Origin of the sequence: Arthrobacter sp. UYEF21 (assembly GCF_040546085.1) — a bacterium.
GTDB lineage: Bacteria > Actinomycetota > Actinomycetes > Actinomycetales > Micrococcaceae > Arthrobacter.
The window spans coordinates 83,098-97,168 of sequence record NZ_JBEPNF010000008.1; the positions used below are offsets into that span (position 1 = coordinate 83,098).

Here is a 14,071-nt window from a genome sequence, read left to right on the forward strand (position 1 = left end):
CCGGCTCCTCTCCCTGCGCCTGTTCGGCTTTTGCCTGGCCACCTCTGTGGCCGTACCAACAACCTAGGCAGCAGGTGTTTCGACGGCGTGCAGTGAATGTGTCCGGCGGGTAAAAGAGAAATCACCCGGCCGGAAACGCGTTCGTGATGCAGAAGTTAAGCCGGCGAAACAATTGGGAAACTGAAGCGAAACTGCGTCTCCGTAGTCTGAACGGACACCTCGTCAGGGAAGGTCGCAGAACACCGTCTGCGGCCCATGCGAAAGGCCCACAGTGACCGAACAGACTTCAAGCACAGAGAACCAGCGCCGCATCGTCGTCGCCGGTGGCGGCCCCGCCGCCCACCGCTTCGCCGATGCCATGCATTCCCGTGGCCTCGAAGGCTGGCATGTCACGGTCCTCACTGAGGAAGCCCACCTGCCGTATGACCGGGTGGCGCTCTCCAAGGCCCTCACCGACAGTGATGTTGACCTGACGCTGGGCGCAAAATCGATGTGGGACCACGCCTCCCTGGAGCTGAAGACCGGCGAGCGCGTAGTGAAGATCAATGCCGAAGCCAAGACGGTGGAAACCGCTGCCGGCAGCGCGTTCGAATATGACGACCTGGTGGTGGCCACCGGCTCGAACGCCGCCCGCCTGCCTATCCCCGGCAACGAGCTCACTCACCTATACCGCACGCTTGAAGACGTATGGGCCATTAGCAAGGCCATCACCCAACTCACGGAAAAGCTCGGCCGCAAGGTTAACGCCGTCACCATCGGTGGCGGCCTCCTGGGGCTCGAATCGGCCGCCGGCACGGAACAGCTCGGTGCCACGCCAATCGTCATCGACGGTTCGCAGTGGCTGATGGCCACGCAGCTCGACGAAGGAGCGGGCCAGGCAATGGGCCGGCTCATCAAGGCCAAGGGCTTTGAAGTCCACGGCGGCGTCTTCCCGTCCGAAGTCCTGTCCGACGACGAGGGCCAGGTCACGGGTGTCCTCATGGCCGACGGCCGCATTATCGATGCCGACATGGTGATCGTGGCCATCGGCGTCCGGCCCCGCGATGAACTCTTCCGCGCCCCCGAGGGCGACGAGCAGCTGTTCAGCCTGGGCCAGCGTGGCGGTGTGGTTATCAACAACTTCTGTGCCACCGAAGTACCGGGCATCTGGGCCATCGGTGAAGTGGCCAATTTTGAGGGCATGTGCCTCGGTCTGGTTGCCCCCGCGAACACCATGGCCGAGATCGTCGCCGACAGGCTGCACGGCGGCGCGGCCACTTTCCCCGGCTTCGACACCGCCACTAAACTCAAGCTCTCCGGTGTGGACGTCGCCAGCTTCGGTGACGGATTCGCCAAGACCGAGCACTCGCTCGAGATCGTCTACGCCGACCCGGCCCGCGGCGTGTACCAGAAGATCGTCACCTCCGACGACGCCAAGACCCTCCTGGGCGGCATCTTCGTCGGCGATGCCACCCCCTACTCCAGCCTCCGCCCGCTCCTGGGCCGCGAACTCAGCGCCGAGCCGGGCGCCTACCTGACGGCGGCCGCCGGCGGCGACGCCCCGGAAACCGAACTGCCGGACGCTGCCATCCTGTGCTCCTGCAACAACGTGGCCGCGGGAACCATCCGCGACACCATCAACGGCTGCGGCGCCTGCGACGGCAACGCCCCCGTACAGGAACTGGGTGAGCTGAAGGGATGCACGCGCGCCGGAACCAGTTGTGGCTCCTGTGTCCCGATGCTCAAGAAGCTGCTGGAAACCGAGCTGACCAAGTCCGGCGTCGAATTTTCCAAGGCCCTGTGCGAGCACATCGAGCTGTCCCGCCAGGAACTCTTCGACGCCATCCGTGTCCTGGAGCTGACCTCCTTCGAAGAGATCATGGCCAAGTACGGCACCGGGGCCGGCTGCGACATCTGCAAGCCGACCATCGCCAACATCCTGGCCAGCCAGAACAGCGCCTACGTCCTGGACGCAGGCCGCGGCACCCTGCAGGACACCAACGACCGCGCCCTCGCCAACATGCAGAAGGACGGCACCTACTCGGTGGTCCCCCGCATCGCCGGCGGCGAGATCACCCCGAAGAAGCTCGGCGTCATCGCCGCCGTGGCCGAGAAGTACAACCTCTACACGAAGATCACCGGCGGCCAGCGCATTGACATGTTCGGTGCCCGGCTGGAGGAGCTACCGGAAATCTGGAAGGAACTGGTGGACGCCGGTTTCGAATCCGGCCAGGCGTACGGCAAGAGCCTGCGTACGGTGAAGTCCTGCGTGGGGTCCACCTGGTGCCGCTTCGGCGTCCAGGACTCGGTGGCCATGGCCATCCAGCTGGAGCTCCGCTACCGTGGCTTGCGCAGCCCGCACAAGCTCAAGATGGGCGTCTCCGGCTGTGCCCGTGAATGCGCCGAAGCCCGCGGCAAGGACGTGGGCGTGATCGCCACCGCCGACGGGTGGAGCCTCTACGTTGGCGGCAACGGCGGTGCCACCCCGGCCCACGCGCAGCTGCTCGCCACGGACCTGGACGACGAGACGCTGATCAAGTACATCGACCGCTACTTCATGTACTACATCCGCACCGCCGACCGCCTGCAGCGCACGGCGCGCTGGCAGGAGGAGCTCGCCGGCGGCATCAAGCATGTCGAGGACGTGGTGGTCAAGGACACCCTGGGCATCGCCGAGGAACTCGAAGCGGCCATGTCCAAGCACGTTGACGCCTACGTGGACGAGTGGGCGGACACCCTGAAGGATCCCGAGCGCCTGCGCCGGTTCCGGTCCTTCGTCAACGCTCCCGACCAGAAGGACGACTCCATCACCTTCGTCTCCGACGACCGCGGCCAGATGCGCCCGGCGACGGCAGAAGAGAAAGAACGCGCCGGCCAGCAGCCGGTCCTGATCGGCGCCTCCATCCCCGTACGGCCCTCCACCCCGGAACTGACTGACGAGAACGAGGTGTAGCCATGCAGCTCAGCATTGATCTGACCGGCCGCGAAATCCTGGTCACCGGTTCCGACCATGCCGCCCGGCAGGCGGTCCGCCGCTACGAAGCCGCGGGCGCCGTCGTCTACCGACTCAGCACCCCGCAGGGTGCCGCGCATGACGGCCCGCTCCCCGAGCGTCCCTTGCTGGTGGCAGCGGTCGACGACGGCCAGCCGGGCTGGGAAGCCCTGCTGGGCCGGTGCCGGGCAACAGGCATCCCGGTAGCGGCCGAACCGGCCGCCGGCCCAATAGGCCATGTCACCCTGGTGGGCGGCGGCCCCGGCACAACCGAGCTGCTGACCGTTGGGGCCGTGAACGCCCTCCGGGACGCGGACGTGGTGTTCTACGACCGGCTGGCTCCCTGCCAGGACCTGCCAACCCTGACCTCGGCCGAATTGGTGGACGTGGGCAAGAAACCCGGGCATCACAAAGTCAGCCAGGCCGACATTGAGAAGCTCATGGTGGAAAGCGCCCAGGCGGGCAACAACGTGGTCCGGCTCAAAGGCGGCGATCCCTACGTCTTCGGCCGCGGCGGCGAGGAAGTGGCCTCCTGTGTCGAGGCGGGTGTGCCCGTCCGCGTCATCTCAGGTGTCACCAGCGCCATCTCGGTCCCGGCAGCCGCCGGCATCCCCGTCACGCACCGCGAAGTCAGCCACATGTTCACCGTGGTCTCCGGCCACGCCCCGCTGACCGGGAAGGAACACACCCACCTGTCCGGCCTGGGCGGCACGATTGTGGTCCTGATGGGCATCGGGACGCTGCACCAGCTCGCAGCCGGGCTGCGCAAAGCCGGCATGCGCCCCGACATGCCAATGGCCGTCGTCGAACGCGGTTACCGGCCCGGCCAGCGCACCACCATCGCGGACCTGGGCACTATTACCGCCGCCGCTGCCGGGTGCAGCAATCCCGCCGTGGTGGTCATTGGTGAGGTGGTCCGGGTAGCCGAAGCCAACCGCGGGCACGCGGAAGCCGCCGCCGACCTCGACAGGCTCGCGGCCTCGCTGCTGGGTTCGTGAAAGGATTGGCCCCCATGAACGCACTGGCACCGGCTGAACCCGCCCAGCTTGACGAGACGCACGCTCCTGATCAGGACACTGCAGGCCAGGACGCCGCAATGAACCCGCTGGAGGGCTTCCGTATCGGCGTCACGTCGCACCGTCGGTCCCGGGACCTTATTGAGGCGCTGGAACGCCGCGGCGCAGAGGTGCTGCACGCCCCGGCGCTAAAGATCGCGCCGGTGCAGGAAGACATCCGCCTCATTGAGGACACCAAAGCCATCATCGCGGCCCGACCCGACCTCTGCATTGCCACCACGGCGTACGGCATGCGCCGCTGGTGCGAAGCTGCCGATTCCTTCGGGATTGGCGAGGAACTGCTGGAAACGCTCGGCGCGTGCCGGATGTTCGTCCGCGGCCCCAAAGCCCGCGGTGCCGTCCGCGCGGCCGGTCTCGCCGACGTCGGAATCAGCAGCGACGAAACCACTTCAACACTGGTCGACATGCTGCTTGCCGAGGGCGTCCGCGGCAAGACAGTGGCCGTGCAGCTCCACGGCTACACGGACGTCCGGCAATTGGAACGCCTGCGCATGTCCGGTGCCGCCGTCCTCACCGTGACCCCTTACCGCTGGGTGAAGCCCGACGGCGAAGACCGGCTTCCGCGCCTGATCGAGGCCGCGTGCAGCGGCAACTTGGACGTCCTCACGTTCACGAGCGCGCCCGCCGTTGACGCGATGTGGAGCACCGCGCACGAGATGGGCGTCTACAAGGAGCTGGTCCACAGCCTCAAGACCAACGTCACCACGGCCGTGGTTGGTCCGGTGACAGCCCAGCCGCTGCTTGATGCAGGTGTGACCCCGCTCATTCCCGAGCGGTTCCGGATGGGCGCACTGATCCGGCTGGTGTGCGAGCACCTCGCCCTGAACCACGTCCGGCGCCTGGACACAGGGTCCGGCAACATCGCGCTCCGCGGCCGCAGCCTGCGGATCAACGGGCAGCCCGTTGAGCTGGCGCCCGCGCCCCTGTTGCTGCTGCGTGCGCTGCTGGGCGCCGGCGGTGCGGTCCTGTCCCGGGAGGCACTCTCGGACCTCCTGGAACTCAGGGGCTCCGTCCACGCCCTCGACATGACAGTCAGCCGGCTCCGGTCTTCACTGCCCGACGGGCGCCTGGTGGAGACGGTGGTCAAGCGGGGCTACCGCATCCGGATCTGACCCCTCCCCCTCCCAGGAGTTTTTGTCCAGATAATGCCGCCGAAGCGCAGGTTTAAGCCCATTATCTGGACAAAAACTCCGTAGTCCATAATTCGCGGGAAACACGTTGGAAAAACGAGCCCCCTACGCTGGCATCATCACGAAGTTCCGGCCGTTCCGCGGCCGCCAGCGAAAAGGCCAGCACATGTCCGCACCCGCCACATCCACCTCCGCCGCTACCCGCATTGTCATCGCCGGCGCAGGGCCTGCCGCCCAGGCGCTCGTCAGAGAGCTTAACCGGGCCCGGTTAATGGAACCGTCACGATCCTCAGCAACCGGGATGACGCATCCGCAGAACTCCTGGAACTGGCCACCCTCCCCCACGTCTCGCTCCGGCGGGGCCAGCCTGCCAGTTTCATCGACGCCGGAACCCGCACCGTGACCACAGCGGACGGCATGGAATTGGGCTACAACCACCTGGTCATCGCCACAGGTTCAGTACCTGAAGCAGCGCCTGTTGCGGGTTCCGGCCATTGCCTGAGCTACTCCTCCATTGACGACGCCGCCGGCAACGGCGGTTTCGGCTCCGGGACTCAACGCCACGGGAATAGTGTTTCCTGACGGCAGCAGCATGAACGCGGACGTCGTTGTGCTGGCGGAGGAAAGGGTTTCCCGGGACGGGCTGGCGGCGAGTGCAGGGCTCCAGACCGCCACGGGCGGCGGGATCGCCATCACCCGGGACTACCGGACCTCCGTTCCGGGCATCTGGGCGATCGGGGATGCCGCAACGTTCGACGGCGTCCGGCTGGGGCTGCTGGTTGCCGCAGCCTCTGCGGCGGGCGGCTACTTCACTGGCGACAACTTCACTGCTACCCGGGGTCAGATCCGGCCCAATCCGGGCGCTTCTTCGGGCCGGATCTGACCCCGCGTAGGGGTGCCGCGCGCTCAAGAATCTCCCGTGCAGCTGTGGCAAGATGGGTTCCGAAAGACCCATGGACGCTGCAACGTCCCCGGCCTATAAGGCCCCTGGAGAGGACCATCATGAGCAACGAAGCCACCCCTTCCGTTCAAACCGACGCTGGCGCCGTAGGAGCAGGCAACATCGCGTCCTACATCGACCACACCCTCCTGAAGCCGGAGGCCAGCGACGCGGACATCCTCAAGGTGTGTGCCGAGGCCGCCGAATACCGCTTCAAGTCGGTCTGTGTGAACCCTTTATGGGTCAAAACGGTGAAGACTGCCCTGAAGGGTTCCGGTGTGCTGACGTGCTCGGTGGTCGGCTTTCCCATGGGGGCTACGCCCAGCGACGTCAAGGCCTTCGAAGCCCGCGGCGCTGTGCTTGACGGCGCCGACGAAATCGACATGGTCATCAACATCGCCGCTGCGCGGGCCGGGGACAAGGGTGCCCTGGTGGAGGACATCTCCGCCGTCGCCGAAGCCGTCCACGCGAGCGGGGCCATGCTGAAGGTCATCATCGAAACAGTGCTGCTCACCGACGACCAAAAGGTCCTTGCCTGCCAGGCCGCCGTGGAGGCCGGGGCGGACTTCGTCAAGACCTCCACCGGGTTCAACGGCGGGGGTGCCACCGCTGAAGACATCGCTCTGATGCGCCGAACGGTAGGGCCTGACCTGGGCGTCAAGGCGTCCGGCGGAGTGCGTTCCCTTGCGGACGCTCAGGCTATGATTGCTGCAGGTGCAACACGAATTGGTGCCAGCTCCGGCATTGCGATCGTCAAGGGTGAACAGGGTTCAGCCGGCTACTGACGCCGCCCGGAGCCGCCGCAGATTGAGCCCCGCGGGGCCGAGGAGGAACGAATGTCCAGCAAGATCACACAGTCCGGCAAAAGCACGGTGCAGACCCCGGAGAACGAAAACAACCTCCCGACGAGTATCCTGCTGTTTGTCGTGATGATCGCACTGTTCCTGGGCGCCATCTACTCGCTCTCCTTCCTCACCCTTGACAACCCCTGGCCGATGGCTGTGTGCCTGGGTCTCTTTTTCCTGGCGTACTGGATCCCGCAGACCATCACGGGCCGCTCCGATTCAGCCGGCGAGAAGTAAGAACTACTCTTTACCGCAACGCGGGGTCACTTACCGGCCGTCCCCAGCGGGGACTTATTGGGCCGCATGTGACCCCGCGTTGCATTGTTTAAGGCTGAATTACCCCGCCAAGCACCGCGAGGACTCCCGGCCAGTGCGCCTTTGCCACGGCCCAGGCCGCCACACACATACCCACCATCGCGTAGGCGCTCACGGGGATCAGCACCAGCCACTCCCGCCGCGACCCCGCGCGGCCCAGCAGCGGCAAGGAAAACGCGCCGTTGGCTTTCCAGACGTCATTAACTACGGGCAGTTTCCGCAGGAACCTGGGTGGCTTGATGACGATGGGCCAGAGCAGCGGCACGCCACCGGTGGTGATCATGTCCCCCACGATATGGACCACCACACCGGTCAGCATCGACACCGGCAGCCAGGTCCACTGGTGCGGCGCGAACCACGTCACCAAGCCAGCCGTGGTCAGGGCAAAGATCCAGTTGCTGACGAACCCGGACTTGGGGAACAGCTTCAGCGCCTTGGCGGCAATGTTGATCATGAACATGCACAGCAGGCCGGCGCCGACGGACAGCAGGCCCCAGTCCGTCTGGAGCTGGATCTGCCCGGCCATCATGGCGAGCACCACAAAGAACGCCGCCCCCAGGATGGAGTGCGTGCCCTGCCGGTGCCCACCGCTGGCGTTTTCAATCCCCATGGCAATCACGTTGGACAGCGGAGGCAGCGAGTTCGCCACCGTGCTGTGGCGGTGGTCCCAGTCGCACACCAAGGCTGTTCCCGCCGTCGCCATGCCGCCGATCAGGATGCCGGCGGCGTCAAGCGGATACCAGCCCAGGGTGTACGGCCCGGTCGAGGCAATAGCTACCCACGCCGCGGCTCCCGACGCGGCGTGATGTCCTCCCATCATGGTTCAGCCGCTTACTGCCGGTGCGGCGAGTGGGGCGGCGGAGAAGATGTTGCGGATGACCCCGTTGGCCCATTCCAGGATTTCGGCGTCCTGCAGGTCACGGCCACCCATCCTGGCGGTCTTGGGCTTTGGAATCAACACCGCGTCCATGGCGGGCTTGGGCTGGGCACCGGGGTACATCCGCGTCAGGCGCATCAGCTTGGACTCCGGCAGCTGGGCCGGGGAGAACTTGATGAAGTTCCCCTGGAGCGCGACGTCGGACAGTCCGGCTTCGCGGGCGCCCACCCGGAAGCGGGCCACGGCAATCAGGTTCTGGACCGGCAGCGGCGGCTCCCCGTAACGGTCCACGAGCTCGGCCAGGACTTCCTCGATGGCTTCGTTCGTCAACGCTGAGGCGAGCTTGCGGTAGGCCTCCAGGCGCAGCCGCTCCCCCGGCACATAGTCGTGCGGCAGGTGGGCGTTCACGGGCAGCTCGATCTTCATCTCGGCAGCCTTCTCCTCGGCGTCGCCGCGGTAATCCGCCACCGCCTCACCCACCAGCCGGATGTACAGGTCAAAGCCCACGCCCTGGATGTGGCCGGACTGTTCGCCGCCCAGCAGGTTGCCGGCGCCGCGGATCTCGAGGTCCTTCATGGCCAGCTGCATGCCGGCACCAAGCTCATTGTGCGTGGCAACAGCTTTGAGCCGTTCCAGCGCCACTTCACCCAGCGGCTTCTCCGACGGGTACAGGAAGTAGGCGTAGGCACGTTCACGGCCACGGCCCACCCGGCCGCGGAGCTGATGAAGCTGGGAGAGCCCGTACTTGTCTGCACCGTCCACGATCAGGGTGTTGGCGTTGGAGATGTCCAGGCCCGTCTCGATGATGGTGGTGCACACCAGCACGTCAAAGCGCTTCTCCCAGAAGTCCACGATGATCTGCTCCAGCCGGCTCTCCGACATCTGCCCGTGCGCCACCTCCACCCGTGCCTCCGGAACCAGCTCCCGGACCTTCGCTGCGGTCCGCTCGATGGTGGACACGCGGTTGTGCACCAGGAACACCTGGCCTTCGCGCATCAGCTCACGCCGGATCGCTGCCGAGGTCTGCTTATCCGTGTAGGGACCCACATAGGTCAGCACGGGATGGCGTTCCTCAGGCGGTGTAGCCAGCGTGGACGTCTCGCGGATGCCGGTCAGGGACATCTCCAGCGTGCGCGGAATCGGCGTGGCACTCATGGCCAGGACATCCACGTTGGTGCGCATCTTCTTCAGCGCTTCTTTGTGCTCCACCCCAAAGCGCTGTTCCTCGTCCACGATCACCAGGCCCAGGTCCTTGAACGCGAAGTCCTTGGACAGCAGCCTGTGCGTGCCGATCACCACGTCCACGGAACCGCTCTTGACGCCCGCCACGGTTTCCTTGGATTCCTTGGCGCCCTGGAAGCGTGACAGGGCCTTGACGCGCAGCGGGAATCCGGAAAAGCGCTCGGTAAACGTCTCGTAGTGCTGCTGGGCCAGCAGGGTGGTGGGCACCAGCACTGCCACCTGTTTGCCGTCCTGGACCGCCTTGAACGCCGCCCGCACGGCGATCTCGGTCTTGCCGTAGCCCACGTCGCCTGAGACCAGCCGGTCCATGGGAATCTCGCGCTCCATGTCAGCCTTGACCTCGTTGATGGTGGTCAGCTGGTCCGGCGTCTCCACATACGGGAACGCTTCCTCCAGCTCGCGCTGCCAGGGAGTGTCCGGCCCGAAGGCGTGGCCGCGGGAAGCCATGCGTGCCGAGTAGAGCCGGATAAGTTCGCCGGCGATCTCCTTGACCGCCTTGCGTGCTTTTGATTTGGTGCTGGCCCAATCAGAGCCGCCCATCTTGCTCAGGACAGGCGTATCGCCGCCGACGTAGCGGGTCACCTGGTCCAGCTGGTCGGTGGGGACGAACAGCCGGTCCCCCGGAGCCCCGCGTTTGGAAGGGGCATATTCGAGGACCAGGTATTCACGGACGCCGTCGCCGCCGCCGGCTACTTTGCGCTGGATCAGTTCGATGAACCGGCCGATGCCGTGCTGTTCGTGCACCACGTGGTCCCCGTTGACCAGCTGCAGGGGATCCACGGCGTTCCGGCGTTTGGACGGCATGCGCCGCATGTCCTTGGTGGAACCTGCTGAAGTCCGTCCCAGCAGGTCCGCTTCGGTAAGCAGCCCCAGTTTGAGGTTCTCCAGGACAAAACCGCGTCCGACGGCGGCAGTGGTCACCTCGATGATGCCCGCCTGGGGCTCCTTGTCCAGGGTCTCCACCCGGGCGCACGGGATGTCCGACTCGTGGAAAAGTTCCGCCAGGCGTTGGGCCGGCCCGGGCCCCTCGGTGACCACCACAATCCGCCACTGGTCCCGGACATGCGAACCGATAAAGTCCATCATTTCGGCCACGTCGCCCTGGTAGCCGCGGGGTTCCCGGGCGTGGAGGTTCAGGACGTCGATCTCCGGCAGCAGCTCCTCGTCGGTAGCCAGCGAGGTAATGGACCACCACGACACCGCGTGCGCCAGCGAGGTACTGCGGGTTTCTGCCAGCGAGCGGAAGCTGGCCGAATGCAGGGCAGCCGAGGCCTGCGAGCTGAGGTCCAGCGGTGCCGTGCCGCCGTCCGATGCCGTGGACCACGCCGCTTCAAGGAACTCTTCGTTGGTCGCCGCGAGATCGTGCGCGCGCGTGCGGACCTTCTCCGGTTCGATCACCACGGAGATTGATCCGGCGGGCAGCTGCTCCACGAAGGGGACCATGGCGTCCACCAGCACCGGCGCCAAGGACTCCATACCTTCGACCGCGATGCCGCCGGCGATTTTCTCCAGCATGTCCGCGGCCGCGGGAAGCTGGGTCTTCAACGTCGCGGCCCGTGACATGACAGAGGGTGTGATCAGGATTTCGCGGCATGGCGGCGCGTGCAGTTCGGTGGGGTGGTGCACGCCCGGGGCTGACAGCGAGCGCTGGTCTGCAACGGCGAACCAGCGCATCTGGTCCACCTCGTCGCCGAAGAACTCCACCCGGATGGGGTGGTCCTCGGTGGGCGGGAACACGTCGAGGATGCCGCCACGTACGGCGAACTCGCCGCGATGGGTGACCATGTCCACGCGTGCGTAGGCGGCGTCGGCGAGCCGTCGCACCACGTCCGTGAATGGCACCTCCTGGCCGACCTTCAGGGTGACCGGGACCAGTTCCCCCAGGCCGGCGACAAGTGGCTGGACCACCGACCGTACCGGCGCAACGACTACCCGCAGGGGGCCCGCCGTCGAGCTTTCCGGGTGCGCGAGCCTGCGCAGGACGGACAGCCGCCGGCCGACGGTGTCCGAGCGGGGTGAGAGCCGCTCGTGCGGCAGGGTTTCCCAGCTGGGGAACTCGGCCACGGCATCGGCCGGCAGGTAGGCGCGCAGGGCTGCCGTCAGGTCTTCTGCTTCCCGTCCCGTTGCGGTGACGGCGAGCACCACGGCCGGGATCGCGCCGTCGGACGTTCCGTCTGCGGCGTCCGCGGCGCCGGCAGCGGCCAGGCCGTCTGCCATTTCGGCGAGCAGGACGGCGCGGAGTCCTGCCGGTGCACTGATCTGGTAATCCTGGCCACGGACGTCAAACCCCCGCGCTGCCTCGGCCTTGACCCGGGAGAACGTGCGGTCTTCAGCCAGGACACTGCGGAGCCCGGCAAGCGAGGGACCGGGATGGGACGGGCCGGTGGGGCTCATGGCGGAAACTCCTGTGTGGTTCAAGGGAAGCGCAGGCAACACGAAGACCCGAAATTCTCTTCGAATCCCGGGTCGTCCCAGCCTACTCCTGCCCCGGCGCACTCCCGGAACGCGTTGCTACGCTTGCTGATGAACCGCATCGCCAGATGCGGGTCCTCCGCCAGGCCTGAGGAGCTTTCCAGTGAGCGATATGAACAGTCCGAGCGCCACCCCCATCCTCGACACTGACCGGAAAACCAGGACCGTCCTGGTGACCGGGGCGACCGGCTATATCGGTGGCCGACTGGTCCCCCGGCTGCTGGAGGCCGGGCACACCGTCAAGGTCCTGGTGCGGACGCCGGCAAAGATCGCCGGCGTGCCATGGCTTGATGATGTGGTGGTGGTCCAGAGCAGCCTCGACGACGGCGGGGCCCTGCGCGACGCACTGGCCGGGGTTGACGTGCTGTACTACCTTGTCCATTCCATGGCCGCCGGGGCAGGTTTCGAGTCCAAGGAAAAGGCGATGGCGGAGACGGCCGCGCAGGCGGCAGCCGATGCCGGCGTGGACAGGATCGTCTACCTGGGCGGCCTGCACCCGGCCAACGTGGAGCTGTCCACGCACATGCGGTCCCGGGAGGCAGTGGGCAAGGTGTTCCTGGACAGTCCGGTGGACGCAGTGGTCTTCCAGGCGGGGGTGGTGATCGGGTCCGGGTCGGCGTCGTTCGAAATGATCCGGCACCTCTCCGAAACCCTCCCACTGATGCCGGCCCCGAGCTGGGTGCGGAACAGGATTGAAGCCATCGGCGTCCGGGACGTGCTGTACTATCTTGTCGGCGCCGCGTCCCTTGCCGGCCCCATAAACCGCACGTTCGACATTGGCTGCCGCCAGGTACTGAGCTACGCCGGCATGATGAAGGAGTATGCTGCCGAGGCCGGACTGCCATACCGGGTGGTGCTCGCGCTGCCCATTCCCGCCCCGAAGCTCGCCGGGCTGTGGGTGGCCCTGACCACGCCCATCCCGCTGTCCATGTCGCTGCCGCTGGTCGAGTCGCTGCAGCACGACGCCGTAACCCGGGAGCACGATATCGATTCCGTCATTCCCGTGCCGGCGGGCGGACTAACGCCCTACCGGCGTGCCGTTGCCCTCGCGCTGGGCAGAGAGCGCGACGGCCACGTGGAGACCACGTGGGCCAAAGCCGGCGCCGATGCCGATCCCCTGCCCAGCGATCCGGACTGGTCCGGCCACAAGGTCTACGTGGACGAGCGGACGTTCCACGGGGACATTGATCCGGCCCACGTGTGGACGGTCATCGAAGGTATCGGTGGCCGAAACGGCTGGTATTCCCTGCCGCTCGCCTGGCGCGTCCGTGGCTGGCTGGACAAGATCACCGGCGGTGCCGGGCTCCTGCGGGGACGCCGGCACCCCGGAAATCTCGCCCCCGGCGAGGTGGTGGACTGGTGGCGTGTGGAGCGGATTGACCGCGGGAAGCTCCTCCGCCTGCGGGCAGAGATGCGCGCCCCCGGGCGTGCCTGGCTTGAACTGTCCGTAGAGCCCGACGGCGGCGGCAGCCTCTACCGGCAGCGCGCCATTTTCTTCCCCAAAGGCCTCAGCGGCCGGCTCTACTGGCTCGCCGTGCTGCCCTTCCACAGTCTCATTTTTCCGGCGATGGCGCGGAACATTACCACTGCAGCGCAGAAGTTCGCCGATGCAGAGCGCACGGAGTCCGGTTCCAAGAACACGCCAGGCTCCCCGTAAGATGTGGGGAGCAAAAAGCGTACCGACCCCGTATCACTGGAGGATCCATGGCACTGAGTGCAACCACCACCCTTCCGCACGCCGTCGACAGCGTCGCTGCTGTTTTCATCAACGAGGACTTCCAGCGGCACACAAGTGAATATGTCGGCGGCACACTGGAGTCCTTCGCCGTGGATGGCGACGTTGCCGGGGCGTTCAGCACCACGTCGGTGCGGACCCTGCCCACCACCCGCCTGCCGGAAATCGCCCGTAAGTTCGTGGGCGAAAACCTCACGGTGACGCAGGTGGAAAACTGGGACGCCCCCGCGGCAGACGGTTCCCGCCAAAGTAACATCACGCTGAAGATTGCCGGCGCACCCATCGACGTGACCGCGGTCCAGCGGCTCGTGGCCGAGGGCGGCAGCACCCGGGTTGAGCTCGAAGGCAACGTGACCTCGTCCGTGCCGTTCCTCGGCAGCAAGATCGCCGAGGCGGCCGAACCCATGGTGGCCAAAGCCCTCAACATCCAGTCGCAGCGGGCCCAGGCCTGGCTCGAAAGCCACTGAG

Annotated in this window: 9 protein-coding genes and 1 pseudogene; 8 read left to right on the plus strand and 2 right to left on the minus strand. The window is 66.4% G+C overall.

Annotated elements, in window-relative coordinates; all coding sequences use genetic code 11:
• Positions 1-271: 271 nt before the first annotated feature.
• From nirB to ABIB27_RS10500, 6 genes and pseudogenes are all read left to right on the plus strand, one after another.
• The gene (nirB, locus tag ABIB27_RS10475) at positions 272-2,932 is read left to right on the plus strand and encodes a nitrite reductase large subunit NirB (RefSeq protein ID WP_354215192.1); all 2,661 of its coding nucleotides are present in this window, start codon (positions 272-274) and stop codon (positions 2,930-2,932) included.
• A gap of 2 nt (positions 2,933-2,934) precedes the next feature.
• The gene (cobA, locus tag ABIB27_RS10480) at positions 2,935-3,969 is read left to right on the plus strand and encodes a uroporphyrinogen-III C-methyltransferase (protein WP_354215191.1); all 1,035 of its coding nucleotides are present in this window, start codon (positions 2,935-2,937) and stop codon (positions 3,967-3,969) included.
• A gap of 14 nt (positions 3,970-3,983) precedes the next feature.
• Complete coding sequence (locus ABIB27_RS10485) at positions 3,984-5,159, plus strand: uroporphyrinogen-III synthase (protein ID WP_354215190.1); 1,176 nt, start codon at positions 3,984-3,986, stop codon at positions 5,157-5,159.
• 184 nt (positions 5,160-5,343) lie between these two features.
• A pseudogene (locus ABIB27_RS10490) lies at positions 5,344-6,060 on the plus strand (FAD-dependent oxidoreductase).
• Between the two features lie 119 nt (positions 6,061-6,179).
• Positions 6,180-6,902, plus strand: a complete 723-nt coding sequence (gene deoC / locus ABIB27_RS10495; protein ID WP_354215187.1) for a deoxyribose-phosphate aldolase — start codon at positions 6,180-6,182, stop codon at positions 6,900-6,902.
• Between the two features lie 51 nt (positions 6,903-6,953).
• Positions 6,954-7,199 (plus strand): hypothetical protein, encoded by a 246-nt coding sequence (locus ABIB27_RS10500; RefSeq protein WP_354215186.1) that lies wholly within the window; start codon positions 6,954-6,956, stop codon positions 7,197-7,199.
• Between the two features lie 88 nt (positions 7,200-7,287).
• On the opposite strand, the gene ABIB27_RS10505 is transcribed toward ABIB27_RS10500, so the two are convergent.
• Positions 7,288-8,097, minus strand: a complete 810-nt coding sequence (locus tag ABIB27_RS10505) for a metal-dependent hydrolase (protein ID WP_354215185.1) — start codon at positions 8,095-8,097, stop codon at positions 7,288-7,290.
• 3 nt (positions 8,098-8,100) lie between these two features.
• Positions 8,101-11,790: a transcription-repair coupling factor gene (gene mfd, locus ABIB27_RS10510; RefSeq protein WP_354215184.1), complete on the minus strand. Its 3,690-nt coding sequence runs from the start codon at positions 11,788-11,790 to the stop codon at positions 8,101-8,103.
• Positions 11,791-11,980: 190 nt separating this feature from the next.
• Between mfd and ABIB27_RS10515 the strand changes: the two genes are divergently transcribed.
• Together ABIB27_RS10515 and ABIB27_RS10520 are read left to right on the plus strand one after the other, a co-directional pair.
• Positions 11,981-13,525 carry an SDR family oxidoreductase gene (locus ABIB27_RS10515; protein WP_354253865.1) on the plus strand — a complete coding sequence of 515 codons (1,545 nt, stop codon included), beginning with the start codon at positions 11,981-11,983 and terminating at the stop codon, positions 13,523-13,525.
• A 47-nt stretch (positions 13,526-13,572) separates the two neighbouring features.
• Complete coding sequence (locus ABIB27_RS10520; RefSeq protein ID WP_354215183.1) at positions 13,573-14,070, plus strand: DUF2505 domain-containing protein; 498 nt, start codon at positions 13,573-13,575, stop codon at positions 14,068-14,070.
• Position 14,071 lies beyond the last annotated feature (1 nt).